This window comes from Cesiribacter andamanensis AMV16, assembly GCF_000348925.1.
Classification (GTDB): Bacteria; Bacteroidota; Bacteroidia; order Cytophagales; family Cyclobacteriaceae; genus Cesiribacter; species Cesiribacter andamanensis.
The window spans coordinates 1-14,126 of the sequence record NZ_AODQ01000028.1 but is presented as its reverse complement, the minus strand read 5'-3'; the positions used below and the strand labels follow the sequence as shown (position 1 = coordinate 14,126).

The 14,126-nt window shown below is 55.3% G+C and carries 14 protein-coding genes; 7 read left to right on the top strand and 7 right to left on the bottom strand.

Translation table 11 applies throughout. The features are described from left to right. Nucleotides 1–26: 26 nt before the first annotated feature. Complete coding sequence (locus ADICEAN_RS07235) at nt 27–1,397, top strand: TonB-dependent receptor (RefSeq protein ID WP_152426343.1); 1,371 nt, start codon at nt 27–29, stop codon at nt 1,395–1,397. Here ADICEAN_RS07235 and ADICEAN_RS07230 read toward each other — a convergent pair. Beyond that, on the bottom strand, nt 1,394–2,683 hold the full coding sequence (locus ADICEAN_RS07230) for an MFS transporter (RefSeq protein ID WP_009194909.1): 1,290 nt from the start codon (nt 2,681–2,683) through the stop codon (nt 1,394–1,396). The genes ADICEAN_RS07235 and ADICEAN_RS07230 overlap by 4 nt on opposite strands. 70 nt (nt 2,684–2,753) lie before the next feature. Here ADICEAN_RS07230 and ADICEAN_RS07225 point away from each other — a divergent pair, with 70 nt between their 5' ends. Continuing rightward, a complete protein-coding gene (locus ADICEAN_RS07225; protein ID WP_009194908.1) occupies nt 2,754–3,194 on the top strand; it encodes a DUF2892 domain-containing protein in 441 nt (146 codons plus the stop codon). Between the two features lie 223 nt (nt 3,195–3,417). Here the strand turns inward: ADICEAN_RS07225 and ADICEAN_RS07220 are convergent, their stop codons facing one another. The 6 genes from ADICEAN_RS07220 to ADICEAN_RS07195 all read right to left on the bottom strand — a co-directional run bounded on the left by ADICEAN_RS07220 (nt 3,418) and on the right by ADICEAN_RS07195 (nt 8,463). After that, entirely contained in the window at nt 3,418–3,831 is a 414-nt protein-coding gene (locus tag ADICEAN_RS07220) for a DUF6691 family protein (protein WP_009194907.1), read from the bottom strand. Nucleotides 3,832–3,956: 125 nt separating this feature from the next. After that, the gene (locus ADICEAN_RS07215) at nt 3,957–4,523 is read right to left on the bottom strand and encodes a YeeE/YedE family protein (RefSeq protein ID WP_009194906.1); all 567 of its coding nucleotides are present in this window, start codon (nt 4,521–4,523) and stop codon (nt 3,957–3,959) included. Between the two features lie 26 nt (nt 4,524–4,549). Continuing rightward, entirely contained in the window at nt 4,550–5,380 is an 831-nt protein-coding gene (locus ADICEAN_RS21005) for a universal stress protein (RefSeq protein ID WP_009194905.1), read from the bottom strand. Nucleotides 5,381–5,707: 327 nt separating this feature from the next. After that, nucleotides 5,708–6,049 (bottom strand): rhodanese-like domain-containing protein, encoded by a 342-nt coding sequence (locus tag ADICEAN_RS07205; RefSeq protein ID WP_009194904.1) that lies wholly within the window; start codon nt 6,047–6,049, stop codon nt 5,708–5,710. A gap of 167 nt (nt 6,050–6,216) precedes the next feature. Then, nucleotides 6,217–7,560, bottom strand: a complete 1,344-nt coding sequence (locus ADICEAN_RS07200) for an MBL fold metallo-hydrolase (RefSeq protein ID WP_009194903.1) — start codon at nt 7,558–7,560, stop codon at nt 6,217–6,219. Nucleotides 7,561–7,659: 99 nt separating this feature from the next. Further along, complete coding sequence (locus ADICEAN_RS07195) at nt 7,660–8,463, bottom strand: sulfite exporter TauE/SafE family protein (RefSeq protein WP_009194902.1); 804 nt, start codon at nt 8,461–8,463, stop codon at nt 7,660–7,662. Between the two features lie 251 nt (nt 8,464–8,714). On the opposite strand from ADICEAN_RS07195, the gene ADICEAN_RS07190 reads away from it, so the two are divergent. From ADICEAN_RS07190 to ADICEAN_RS07170, 5 genes are all read left to right on the top strand, one after another. Then, nucleotides 8,715–10,409 (top strand): FAD-dependent oxidoreductase, encoded by a 1,695-nt coding sequence (locus tag ADICEAN_RS07190; RefSeq protein WP_009194901.1) that lies wholly within the window; start codon nt 8,715–8,717, stop codon nt 10,407–10,409. A gap of 187 nt (nt 10,410–10,596) precedes the next feature. Then, the gene (locus ADICEAN_RS07185; protein WP_009194900.1) at nt 10,597–11,997 is read left to right on the top strand and encodes an OprD family outer membrane porin; all 1,401 of its coding nucleotides are present in this window, start codon (nt 10,597–10,599) and stop codon (nt 11,995–11,997) included. 111 nt (nt 11,998–12,108) lie between these two features. Further along, nucleotides 12,109–12,630, top strand: coding sequence for a hypothetical protein (locus tag ADICEAN_RS07180; RefSeq protein ID WP_040396469.1), 522 nt, complete (start codon nt 12,109–12,111; stop codon nt 12,628–12,630). Nucleotides 12,631–12,773: 143 nt separating this feature from the next. Continuing rightward, nucleotides 12,774–13,670: a DsrE family protein gene (locus ADICEAN_RS07175; RefSeq protein ID WP_009194898.1), complete on the top strand. Its 897-nt coding sequence runs from the start codon at nt 12,774–12,776 to the stop codon at nt 13,668–13,670. A 54-nt stretch (nt 13,671–13,724) separates the two neighbouring features. After that, nucleotides 13,725–14,105 carry a TlpA family protein disulfide reductase gene (locus ADICEAN_RS07170; RefSeq protein ID WP_009194897.1) on the top strand — a complete coding sequence of 127 codons (381 nt, stop codon included), beginning with the start codon at nt 13,725–13,727 and terminating at the stop codon, nt 14,103–14,105. The last annotated feature ends 21 nt before the right edge of the window (nt 14,106–14,126 follow it).

Here is a 14,126-nt window from a genome sequence, read left to right as displayed (position 1 = left end):
TTTCAAATTCACCACTGGTTATGAGCATGAAAATTCTTTTATCAAGCCTGCTCCTGTTGACGATCCTTTCCCTCCCTTTAGCAGCCCAGCATGAGGGACATCAGCAGCATCAACAAAAACAGCAGCAGGATACTACTCAACACCTGCAGCAGGCCAGCCAGCAACATGGCCAGATGCAGCATCAGGGCACGCCTATGTCACACGCCTTCTCCCGCAACCTCCCCATGACCCGGAATGCCTCCGGAACCGGCTGGCTGCCCGACGAATCGCCCATGTACGGCAATATGTTCCATGCCCGGGAGTGGATGTTTATGCTGCACTACAATGTATTTTTCCGCTACAACAAGCAGGACGTTTTTGAAAAGGGCCAGCGAGGGGATACCCAGTTTGATGTGCCAAACTGGTTTATGCTGATGGGCCAGCGTCCTGTAGGCGCAAGGGGATTGTTTCGCTTCAGCGCCATGATTTCCTTAGATCCTCTGACGGTGGGTGGCAATGGGTACCCACTGCTGTTTCAGACCGGGGAAACCTATAACGACCAGCCCCTGATAGACCGGCAGCACCCCCACGATCTCTTTAGTGAGCTATCCATCGGCTATACCCATATGCTCTCTTCGGAGGCAGATATATTTCTGTATCTGGGCTATCCCGGGGAGCCCGCCCTCAGCAATGTAGCCTTTATGCACCGCCCTTCCGCCCTTAACAACCCTGATTCCCCTTTAGGCCACCACTGGCAGGATGCTACCCACATTACCTTTGGGGTGGCTACGCTGGGCTTTCGCTACCGCAATCTCAAGATTGAAGGCTCCTCTTTTACCGGCCGGGAGCCCGACGAACAGCGGTATGATTTTGACAAACCGCGTTTTGATTCCCGGGCCCTGCGGCTTACCTACAACCCCAGCCCGCAGTGGAGCCTGCAGGCGTCAACGGCCTATGTAAAAAGCCCCGAATCCATTGAGCCCGATGAGGATGTGTATCGCAGTACGGCCTCTGTGCTCTATGGCAAAAAACTGGCGGGCGATGATCATTTCTGGACCACTACCCTCAATTGGGGCTATAACTGGGTAGATGCCAACCACAAGGAACATTCGGTTTTGCTGGAGTCAAACCTGCAGCGCAATACTTATGCGCTCTATGCACGCTATGAATGGCTACAGAAGTCGGCCGAGGAGCTGGGTTTTGAAGAGGATGAATTCGGCCATGATGCTATTTTTGGCATTCATGCCCTTACGGTTGGTGCTAACCGCCAGCTGCTGAAAATCGGAACCGTAAAAACGCATCTTGGGGCACAGCTAAGCATTTTTAGGGGGGATAGCGATTTGCATCCGTACTACGGGAGCCTGCCGCTAAGCGCACAGCTCTACCTGCGGCTGTTCCCCACGGCCATGATGCCTTAGCGCCCGGGCAGTGTTTCCTGCATGCTGCGCCAGACCAGCACACCGGAGAGAAAGGTGAGCAGCCCTGCCGCATGTATGGCCCACTCCAGGCCCAATACAGCCGCCACCACCCCCGCCATCAGGGCGCCTACGGCATAGCCCATATCCCGCCAGAAGCGATACACCCCTACCGAAGAAGCGCGCCAGCTGGGGTGGGCCGCATCACTGACAGCCGCCAGCAGGGCCGGATACACCATGGCGGTGCCCATGCCCAGCAGCACCGAGCCCAGCATACCGGCCGCAAAAGGATGCGCCATGCCCAGCCCGATGACAACATGCCCCAGCGCCTGCAAAAACATGCCCCAGACGATCAGGGGCTTTCTGCCAATGCGATCGGACAGCGGACCGGTAATCACCTGGCCCACGCCCCACACTACCGGATAAATGGCCTTGATCCAGCCTACCCCCTCCAGGCCAACGCCAGCGGAGACAAACAGCAGGGGGAATACGCCCCAGGACATGCCATCGTTCAGGTTATTGACCAGTCCCGCCTGCGATACGGAAAAGAGCGTTTTGTTGCGCCAGCTGGTTTCGGCAAAGACCCAGTGTGTTTTGGGGGTATGCGCTTTTTCGCCAACGCTGGTTTTACTGATCTGGCGACCCTCCAGCTGAGCGTGTGCCCGTGTGTCGCGCACCAGAAACCAGGAGATAAGCAAGCCCGCCCCGGTATAGAAAATGCCGATGTAGAAGGGTTCGGGCCGCAGGCCGTAGGCCGACGCCAGGTAGCCGGTAAGCAGAGCCGTAAGGCCCACGGCCCCATAGCCGGCTGCTTCGTTCAGGCCCATGGCCAGCCCCCGTTTGCGAGGGCCTACCAGGTCTATCTTCATGTTCACCGTCATGGACCAGGCCAGCCCCTGGCTGATGCCCAGCAACACATTGGCCAGCAGAATCCAGTTCCAGGAAGGGCCCCAGCCCAGCAGAAAGGGCACCGGTATGCCCACCAGCCAGCCCAGGATCAGGATTCGCTTGCGGGTGTAGCGGTCGGCCAGCAAGCCCGAGACCAGATTGGTAACCGCCTTTACCACGCCAAAGGCAATAATAAAGGAAAAGATCACCACCTCAGAACCGATCTGAAATACCTCTGTACCAATCAGGGGCACCACCGTGCGCTCCAGGCCCACCATACCCCCTACGAATACATTGACCAGCACCAGCAGGGCAAACTGTTGCCAGTTTTCCTTTAGGCCCAACCGGATGGGCTGGCGGGACTCTTGTAGCGGTCGAGGGTGCGCAGGTGTAACAGGCATAGGGTCAAATTCGGAATTTATGCGGACAAACCATTGCCCTATTTTGGTGTTCCGCTATAAAAGAGTGTTTATGGAAACCAAAGACCGTGTACGAGAAAGCACCCCCGACAAGATCAATCGCCAGATCGATCAGCAGATAGAAGCGCAGGTGGCCAGCTACAGCGGCGCCTCAAAAGCCGCTATCCGGCAGCGCATTGACGAGCTCAACGGAGAGTGGGACCTGGAACGGGCCCTGGCCACCACGGCTGCCAGCTTTACCATTTCAGGGGTGCTGCTGGGCACATGGGTAGACAAGCGCTGGCTGATTCTGCCGGGTGTGGTGGCTTCTTTTCTGCTCCAACACAGCCTGCAGGGCTGGTGCCCGCCCCTGGCAGTCTTCCGGGCGCTCAAGTTCAGGAACCGTCGGGAGATAGAGCGGGAAAAAGTAGCACTGAAGGTTTTAAAAGGAGATTTTGATGCTCTTTCTTCCAGCTCCAGTCCGCAGGAAATCCTCCCGGTGCTGCAGGGGTAATTGGACTATAGACAATTGATATTAGACAATGGACTGGGGACAATGGGCTTTAAGTATGGAGGGGGTATTCCTATTAGATCATACTATCCAACACAAGTGTCACTCCTTTGCAAGCATCTGACTCAGAGCTTATTGTATCGCTTGTCCACGATCCCCCGTCCATTGTCCATTGTCTATAGGCTATTGTCCCCAGTCCATTGTCCATAGTCAATAGTCCATATTATTAGTGAGGCAGCCATTTTCGGAGCATGCCATAGGCCAGGGTACCCAGCAGCGCACTGGCCAATACTACCAGAATCACCGAAAAGCCCCCGCCAATCAGGGTGTACATGGGGCCAGGGCAGGCGCCCGTCATGGCCCAGCCAAGGCCAAAGAGCGTTCCCCCAAACAGGTAGCGTGGAATGCTCATGTCCTTGGGTGAAAAAGTAATGGGGGTGCCGTCGGTTGACCGGAGCTTGTACTTTTTGATCAGCGCCACGCCAATGACGCCCAGGGTTACGGCCGAACCAATGATGCCGTACATGTGGAAGGCATCAAAGCGGAACATCTCATAGATACGGTACCAGGAGATGGCCTGCGATTTGGTCATGATAATGCCAAAGAAAATGCCAATCAGAGCAAAACGTATGTATTTCATGGGGTAGTTGTCAGTTTATAAGGGTGTGGAATGTATAGGGTATAGTGTATTGTGAATTGGAACAAAAGAGGCCCCTCACTTTACCCTATGCCCATTTCTTTGTCTCAAAGATCCGCAGCAAGCGATTACAGCTGCAGAATTAGGGGTAAGAACAGATAGGTCATCAGCAGGCCGCCGATAAAGAAGCCAATTACCGCAATCAGGGATGGCAGCTGCAGATCGCTCAGGCCGCTGATGGCATGGCCCGAGGTACAGCCACCGGCATAGCGGGCACCGAAGCCTACCAGAAAGCCCCCTATTACGAGCAGAATAAAGCCCCGCAGGGTGAACAGCCCCTCCCAGCTAAAGATCTCGCTGGGGAGATACTCCTCGCCCGGATTGGTAATGCCCATCTCCTGCAGCTTCTGCACGGTATCGGGCGCCAGGGGTATGGGGTCGGGCTGCTGCAGCCAGGTGGCGGCAATAAAGCCCCCTACCACCATACCGCCTACAAACACCAGGTTCCAGATCTGGCTCTTCCAGTTGAAATCAAAGAAATCATTGATCTTTCCGGCCCCGCCAATGGCACACCCAGTGCGCAGGGTGCTGGATACGCCAAAGTTCTTGCCAAAGAATAAGAGTAAAAACATGGTGAGGGCAATGAGCGGCCCGGCAACGTACCAGGGCCAGGGTTGGCTTACAAATTCTAACATTATATATAGGGTAGTTTAGTGCTATGTTATATTTTAAAGGTCAGTACCGGGTAAAATACATGGTTGACCAGGGCTGAAGATACGTGTTTCTGAAACAGCTTGCTGAGCTTGTCTTTCTCAACACCAATGCAGATCATGTCCATTCCCCTATCCTGAGTAAAATGTAAGATGCCGGATTCCACATCCTTATCAGCCCAGATGTGGTGGGCTACGTTGGTAAGCCCGTTTGCCGCAGCAAAAGCCTCCATATGCTCCTGCAGGTAGCGGCTGGACTTAAAGTCGGAGGGGGTTACAATGCGTAGCAGGTGAATGGTGGCCCCAAAAGCCTGTTGCAGTTCCTTGATAAACCCGATTTGCCGGGGGGTGATGGCATCAAACTTGCTGGCCAGTACAATATTTTTGATCTCCAGATCGGAGCGGTCGCATTTGAGTGACAGCACCGGCACGGACGACTGACGCACCACCTGCTCGGTTACAGAATCGGCAATCAGCTCCCGCAGGCCGTTAAGCCCGTGGGTGCCCATCACCACCAGGTCAATGCCTTCCTTTTTGGTGCAGTGCAGGATCTGGTCGGTTAAGTTGCCTGCTTTTACAATGGGGGTGGCAGCAATGCCCGACTGGCTGATCCAGCCGGCCAGGCGTTCCCTGCTTTTCTGCATCTCCTTTTTTAAGGTGGCCAGGTCAAAATCTTCGTCCTCAGCCAGCTCGCCATCACGGGTAAAAACGGCGTCGGCAGGGGTAGGCACCACCGTAAGCGCCAGAATTTCGGCTCCGCTCTGGCGGGCAAATTTTTGAGCCAGCGTCAGGGCATAGCCCGACAGCTCGGAAAGGTCGGTAGGTACTACTATCTTTTTCATAGAACAAATGCTTGGGTTGAGGTGCTTTTGCAGGATTCTCCTGAATGCTAATGCAAAAGTAGACACTGCTCAGGGGGTATACAGTGATAAAAATCACAGAAGGGGGAGGGGTCTGGGTTTGGCGGATCTACCCGCATCGGCTGAAAGCAGAATTGGGCTAGTGTGAGCGTACAGCTCGTACTTCATAGTGTTTGAAAATTAAAAGGGCATACGAGCGAAACGCTCGCACCAGCGATGAGCAGCTTACTTCACTACCATTAAATTAAACTGCCTGCCCCCAGTCGGAGCAGGCAGTTCTTACATTGCTGCTTAGTAATCTAGTGATTTTTACTGCAGCTCGTAGGGCCAGCTGCCGATGCCGCCGTTCAGGTTATAGAGCCTGGTAAAGCCGCGCTCGGCCATGTAGGAACAGGCCTGGCCGCTTCGGTTGCCGCTGCGGCAATAGACCAGGTAAGGCTTGTCCTTGTCCAGGGTTTCGATGCGGTTGGCAAAATTCCGGTCCATGATGTCAATGGTAGTGGCGCCTGGGATCTTGCCGCCCCTTACTTCGCCAGGGGTGCGTACGTCCAGCACTACGGCATCGGGATTCTCCTCCTGCAGCTTTTTCAGCTCTTCTGCGCCAATATTTTTATACTTCATCGCTTTCTTGCTTTTAAACAGATTGAACATCGCATTATGATTTTATTTATCTAAAGATAGCCCCTTCCTAGAGCCTGGTCAGTGACTTACGTCACCTAATGCCAGCGGGTTGATGCGCTACATGCGGTCTGGTTGGCAAAGGGGGTAGGGCACTGGATAGTAAAAAAGGCACCCGCATGCAGGTGCCTTTCGGGGATCTATTTCTGCAGTTTCAGCTCGTTTACCGCCTCGCTCATGTCCAGTACCGGTACGGGCAGCTGGCTCTCCAGAATGCTGCTGCCTGCCGCAGAGCGATAGCCACCGGCACAGTGTACCACCACCGGCTTATCAGTCGGAATCTCACTGGCACGTTCGCGCAGTTCGGGCAGTGGTACGTTTATGGCTCCCTCAAAGAATTTACCCGCCTTGGTTTCGCTGCTGTTGCGGATGTCTACGATGGTGTAATCCTGCAGATTCTTCTCAAAGCGTGCTCTGTCAAATCCTTCGCTGGTTTCACCCCCTTGCTTGTCGTACACAAAGGCGCCGGCGATCAGCAGTTCATAGCCAATCTTGGCCGCTTTGCGGATCAGCTCTTCCAGCTCTTTTTCGGAGCCGGCTAGCAGGTAGTATTTCTCTGTGGGGGCTACAATGCTGCCCAACCAGGTTTCAAACTTGCCACCGTTCTGGATGTTGATGGCGCCCTTCAGGTGCCCCTTCTTGAACTGCTCCTGCGGGCGTCCGTCAACAATAACAGCACCGGCCTCAGGCGTAAAGTTCTTGTCCAGACGCTTAACGCCGGTCAGGGAGGGCTGGTAGGCAGGGGCGCCCTGCTTGTTCAGGCTTACATCGTAGCCAAAGTATTTGGGGATAAAGGGCTGGTCTTCCAGCAGTACCTTTACAAAGGCTTCTTCCGACATGGGCTGCAGGGCGTAGTTGCCTATTTTCTCAGCGCCTATGGTGCTGCTTTGGGCATCGCTGAGGGCCTTGCCGCAGAGTGAGCCGGAGCCGTGGGCCGGGTATACAAGCACATCATCGGCCAGGGTCATTAGTTTTTCGCGGGTGCTGTAGTATAGCTGGCGGGCCAGTTCTTCGCGCCTGGCCATGATGTTGCCGGCTTTTTCGCGCAGGTCGGGGCGGCCTACATCCCCAATAAAGAGCGTATCGCCGGTAAACACCGCTATATCTTTTCCATCCACTTCTGCCACAATGCTGATGCCGTCGGGCGAGTGGCCGGGAGTGTGCAGGGCTTTGAGTTTCACTTCGCCCAGTACTATCTCATCGCCATCGTCGTAGGCCTGGTGGGGGTAATCGGCGCCTACCAGCATGCTCACATAAATGGTGGCGCCGGTGGTTTTGTGAATCTCCAGGTGCGCGCTTACAAAGTCGGCATGCGGGTGAGTTTCGATCACCCCAACGATTTTGGCGCTTTCTGCCTCGGCCCAGTCATAGTACGGTTGGGGATCACGGGCAGGGTCTACCAGTACAATCTCCTTTTTCTCTTCGCTTAAAATGGCATAGCCGAAATGGGCCAGTCCCTTGTCTTCGAATTGTTTGATCTTCATGATGCTATTGTTTTGATTTTTTGTTGCTTTCTTATGACAGTACAAAGGTACGCCTGGCCTGTGGCCTGCACAGTGACAAAGGTCACATTGGAGCGCTGCCTAAAAAAGAAGTTCCTTAGCCAGGATATAGAGGGCCATCAGCAGCACAAACCAGCCAAAGGCTTTCTTCAGGTGGCTACCATGAATTTTGGTGGAGAGCCAGCTGCCGATGAAAATACCCACCAGCGAAAGGCCGGTGAAGAGCAGCATAAAGGTCCAGTCGATGGGCTGGTTGCCAATATCGCCCAGGAATCCAATCAGGGATTTTACGGCGATGATCAACAGCGAGGTGCCAACGGCCATTTTCATAGGTAACCTGGCCAGCAATACCAGGGCGGGGATGATCAGGAAGCCCCCGCCAGCGCCTACCAGCCCGGTAAGTACGCCTACAACGGCGCCTTCCAGCCCGATCAGGGGGTAGTTGTACTGGATTTCCTTCTCTTCCTGGCTATCTGCTTTGGCGCCATTCCGCATCATGGAAAAAGCTGCTGCCAGCATGATCAGGGCAAAGAAAACCATGATGCCGATGTTCTTGGTCATCACAAAATCACCTACTGTAAATAGGGTGTCGGGGATGGCAGGCACCAGCAACTTGCGCGTCAGGTACACGGCGATAAAGGAGGGGGTGGCAAATACGGCAGCGGTCTTGTAGTTGACCAGCCCCTTTCTCATAAAAGAAAAGGCGCCTGCCAGCGAGGTAGCGCCCACCACAAATAGGGAGTAGGCCGTTGCCAGCACCGGGCTAACGCTGAGCAGGTACACCAGGGCCGGTACGGTAAGAATGGAGCCTCCGCCGCCGATCAGCCCCAGGCTGATGCCAATGATGATGGCCGAGATCCATCCCAGAATAGTCATAACTTCCATGTGCGTGTCTGAATTTTACACAAAAGTAGTGAAGTGATAAGCCCGCTTCAGTGATATTTGTTACACAAGCCCTGTTGCTCCCGCCCTTTTTAAAATCCCTGAGAAGGGTCATGCCATCGGCTGAGGGGAATCATGTTTTTCTCCATCTATCCGCCGGAGTTTTGCATTGTCCGCTAACGAAGTCCCCTTGAAGGGGTAAATCTGCAGACAAATCAGCAAAGCACAAGTATAAAAAAAATCATATTTAGCGCATGAAATCCAGGAAAATTGTGATTGTAGGAGGGGTAGCCGGCGGGGCCACGGCAGCGGCCAGGCTGCGGCGCCTCAATGAAGGAGCCCATATCGTGCTGCTGGAGCGGGGCGAGCACATCTCCTTTGCCAATTGCGGCCTGCCTTACTACATTGGCGGGGCTATTGAAAAGCGGGAAAAGCTGCTGGTGCAGACCGTAGAGGGCATGTCCAGGCGCTTTCACCTGGACATTCGCACCCTTAGCGAAGTACTGCGCATCAACCGCAGCGAAAAAACCGTCAGCATCCAGAACCTGCTGAGCGGAGAGGTGTATGACGAATCCTATGATACGCTCATCCTGTCGCCGGGCGCCAAACCCATTGTGCCGCCCATCCCGGGTCTGGCTGATGCCCGTACTGTGTTTACCCTGCGCAACATACCCGATACGGATAAGATCAAAGCCTATGTAGCGGAAGCGAAACCTAAACGAGCCGTGGTGGTGGGTGGAGGCTTTATTGGCCTGGAAATGGCAGAAAACCTGCACCAGCTGGGCATACACGTAAGCCTGGTAGAGCTTTCGGCCCAGGTAATGGAGGCCATGGATGTTGAGATGGCCGCCATTCTACAGCAGCACCTGCGTGCCAAAGGGGTAGCCCTGTATCTGAGCGATGGCCTGAAAGCGGTTGAAGAAGGGGGTAGCCGGCTGGTGCTGCAAAGCGGCACCGAGCTGGCGGCCGATATGCTGGTGATGGCTGTGGGCGTGCAGCCCGAAAGCAGCCTGGCCAAAGAAGCCGGCCTGGCGCTGGGCAGCCGCAACAGCATCCGGGTAAACGAGTACCTGCAGACCTCCGACCCCCATATTTATGCCGTGGGCGATGCCATAGAGGTACAGGACTGGGTAAGCGGGCAGGCCTGCTTTGTACCCCTTGCCTGGCCGGCCAACCGCCAGGGCCGCATTGTGGCCGATACCATTTCGGGCAAGCCTACCCCCTACAAGGGTACCCTGGGTACGGCCATTGCCAAGGTGTTTGACCTTACGGCGGCCGTTACGGGCAATACCGAAAAAGTGCTGCAGAAGCGGGGTGTGCCCTACCTGACAGCGCACATCCACCCCAACTCCCACGCCGGCTACTACCCCGGTGCCAAACCCCTGGCCCTAAAGTTGCTGTTCTCGCCTGAGGATGGCATGCTCTTCGGTGCCCAGGCCGTGGGCGAAAAGGGCGCCGACAAGCGCATCGACGTGCTGGCAACAGCCATTAAAGGCGGCCTGAACGTATGGGACCTTGCCGAGCTGGAACTGGCCTATGCACCCCCTTTCTCCTCGGCCAAAGATCCGGTAAACATGCTGGGATATGTGGCCCAGAACATGCTGGAAGGAGAGGTAGACACCATTCAGTGGCACCAGATCAGGGACCTGGCTGCAGCCGGTGCGTTTGTGCTGGATGTACGGGAGAAAAAGGAGCTGGAGGGGGGCTTTATTGAAGGGGCTGTACACATTCCCCTGGACCAGCTGCGGGACCGGCTGGCCGAGCTGCCCGCAGCGGAAACCATTTACATTTACTGCCATGCCGGCCTGCGGGGTTACCTGGCCAGCCGCATCCTGCAGGAGTGGGGCTTTGCCGTAAAAAACCTGGATGGCGGCTACAAAACCTATTCCGTGGCCTGTCAGGAAATGAACAACTGTAGTCTGGCGACTCCTGAACTGGTGCTGCAGTAAGCAAACCTCTGTTTTCAGAAAAAGCCCGGATGTTGAGTCAGGGCTTTTTTAGCTTCTGGCCAATGGGCCTGACTAGTGAAATGCACAAGCTTGTGTAACCAATGTCACTGTAAATGCTAAAGGGGCGCCCCAATTTTGCTGCTACTTCGGCCGATGAGGTGCTGAAGCAACCGATGCAACCGCCCTTATGAAATCATTTCTCTTACTGGCAGCCTTACTTAGTTTAGGGAGCTGGCACATAGCCCTGGCACAAGACGCTCATCCTGCCGCCGGCACCCCCCCGGCAGCAGCCGATACCAGCAGCATCAAAAGCCTGAAAGACTTCTTTGCCAGGGGGAGCGTACACGGGCATGTGCGTAACTACTTTATGGCCAGCTGGAATTACCGGCAGCTTTCTGACAATTACGCCAATGCGCTGGGAGCCGGCCTTGCCTACCAAACGGCTGCGTACAAAGGGCTTCGGCTGGGTATTGGCGGCTTGTTTACCTACCGGCTTTTTTCATCGGGCATGAGTGAACGAGACCCCATAACGGGCAAATACCCCAGACTGGAGCTGGAGCTGTTTGATCTGGAAGATCCTGAAAACGGTACTGATCTGGACCGTTTGGATGAACTCTACCTCGAGTATAGGTACAGGCATCTGCTGGTAAGGGGAGGGCGCTTTAGCTTTTCTTCTCCCCTGATGAATCCGCAGGATACACGCATGAAACCGTATTCTTTTCAGGGAATCGCCCTTGAGGCACCTTTGGGGAAGAAGGCTGCACTGCACCTGGCCTGGTTCGATCATGTGTCTCCCAGAAGCGCTGTTTCCTGGTTTAGTACCGCCGAAAGCATTGGCCTTTATGCAGCCGGGGTGGATGTGGCCGGAAACCCCTCGGCCTACCGCCATCAGACCCGGAGCAGGGGGGTGGCTGTGGCGGGACTGCAGAGCAAGCTACTAAAGGGGCTGGAGGCTGACGTTTGGAATTACTGGATTGAAAACATCGCCAATACTACCTATGGCCGCAGCCAATGGCCTTTACATTCTCAGGTGTCGCTGGGCCTGGAGGGTCTGTACCAGTTTCGGGTAGGCACTGGCGGAAATCCCGAAAGCAGCCTGGCCTACTTTCCCGACCAGCAGCAGTGGCTGGGGGGAAGCCGCCTGGCCTATACGCCCGGAAGTTGGGAGCTCTCCCTTAACTATCTGCATATTGGCAGGGGAGGGCGCTTTCTGTTTCCCCGGGAATGGGGGCGGGAGCAGTTCTTTGCCACCCTGCCCCGGGGCCGCATGGAAGGGCTGGGGAAGGCTAATCTGCTGGTAGCCAAAGTCAAATATACTCTATCGGAGCATTTTTTGCTGGAGCTGGCCCTGGCTAGGGGCTGGACCCCCGCAACTGAAGAGTACCGGTTCAATAAATACGGCACTGTCAGCTACTGGAGCTGGGTAAGCGACCTGCGTTACCAGCCGGCCAATCCAGCCCTGAAAGGATTGAGTTTTCGCCTGCTCTACATTGGCAGGATTTCCCCCACTGATGCGCTGGCGGTAGAGGAGATGTACTACCGGACCAATTTTCACAACCTGAACCTTATCACACAAATAAGCTTCTAGCTGCTGCTGGAAGTTAGTGATGAAGCCGCCCCTGTGTGACTAAAGTCACAGACCTGAATCCTGGCTTTTTGTACCTTGCCCTTTCACTATCGTAGCTGGTCAATCCAAAAAATGAAGTCCTACCTGCTGGTTCTGTTTGTCCTACCCTTTCTGCTGTTTGCGCTGCCCACTGAGGCAGGTCTGCCAACCAGTGGGCCTGGTCGTGGCATAAACAGCAGCCTGCCTGGGAGCAGCCTGTTCTTTGGCGCGGCGCACGCCGGCGCGGTGCCCACCGGCGCCGTGCATACGGGCGCCGTGCATACGGGCGCCGTGCCCCAGGGAGCAGCACTAAAGGATGCTATGCCTACAGCTGCGACACAGCTGGAAGGGAGCAGCAGCTGCCAGAAAAGCAGCAAAGGGGCCAAAAAACCCTGTACCAAGCGTAAATGCTTGAAGCACCATCATCAGGATCCTGCACCGGCCGGATCTGTGCCGGCATCAGTATGCAGCCAGTTGCTGGTAGCCGTTGTGCACCAGCCCGAAGCACTTTGCCTGATACCCCCTGTACGTGCTACCCGGAGCGGAAGCTTTTACAGGGCCCATCTGACGGCTCCTGCTCTGGAGCTGGAGCCCCGTCCTCCACGCTTTTCTTAATACAGTAGCAGCGGCATCCCCTTTTGGAGCGGCGGCTGCGTGTACGGCAGCCCCGGCCCCAGGCCTGCTGCCGACTTTTTCTGATTGCATGGGCACTGGCTTTTGGTGACCTGCATCAAGCTGTTAAGAAAAAACTAACTACTATGGAATCCACCCCTCTTCAAAGAATATCCTATCTGGCGTTGCGCCTGATGGGCAGCCTTATCTTTATCATGGCAGGCCTTAACCACCTGTTTGACACGGCCGGCCCAAGCGCACGGCTCCAAAAAGCTCCCCTGGGCGACCTGGCTACCTGGATGGCCCCTGCCGAAACACTCGTTATGCTGGCAGGCATTGGGTTGCTGATCGGAGGCCTGGCCCTGCTGGCAGGCTTTATAACCAGGCTGGCGGCCGCTGGCCTGCTGGCCATTCTGATCCCCATTACCCTTACCATTCAGGTGGCGGCAGAAGGCAGCGGCCCACTTTTCAAGAACATTGCCCTAGGGGGTATTTTACTCTTTTTTATCGCCAATGGATCGGTCTGGTACGGACTGGACCAGTGGCTCCATCATCGAAAAATCACAAGCATGAAAACAAAGAATAACCATAAGAACTACGTAGCAGCGCTGGTGATTGGCCTGCTCACCCTCACCGCCTGTATTCCTACTGCGCTGCCCGCACAAACGGCTACCCCTGCTGCAGAAAAAAGCGCTCCTGCTACAAGCGCTAAGAACTATGCGGTGCTGATCAGCCAGCCCAACCATGTAAAAGCGGCCGTAAATACGGCCGAAGCCATTACTCCCTCCAGCACCTACCAGCGCCAGCAGTTTGTGGTGATGGCCTGCGCCAAATCGGTAGAGGCCTTTGTAAAGGGCAGCGCTATGGAGCAGGAGATCCAAAAAGGGAAAGCGGCGGGTGTTACCTACAGAATTTGCGGCATGTCGCTCACCCAATTCACCATCGATCCGGCCAGCCTGGTAGAGGGGGTAGAGATCATCCCCAACGGCCTTACGCATATGTTTGAGCTGCAGGCGCAGGGATTTATCACTGTAGAACTGTAATTTTAGGAACTTAGCGGCAAGCCATGCCGGTACTATACGTTTAAGAACACGAACATGAGCAAGAAAAAATTCTCCATAAAAAAGATACCCAGCTGGGTGGTAACGCTAACCATCTTTGGCCTGCTGTACATCACAGGCCTGCATACCGAAGCCATTGGGCAGGTGCAGCGCCTGTTGCTGGCTACCGGCCTGCGCCAGGCCGAGGTACCCGAAGCAGTTGCGGCCGAACCCAATGCCCCGGCTCCGGCAGCGGCCGAAGTAGCAGGCAGTGGATTTCAGATGGTAGACCTGGAGGGCAATACCGTAGCCTTTGAGAGCCTGCGGGGCAAGGTGATCTTCCTGAACATCTGGGCCACCTGGTGTCCGCCCTGTGTGGCTGAAATGCCCAACATCCAACGCCTTTACAGGTGGGCTCCGATAAGATCGCTTTTGTGATGCTGTCAGTAGATGAAGGGG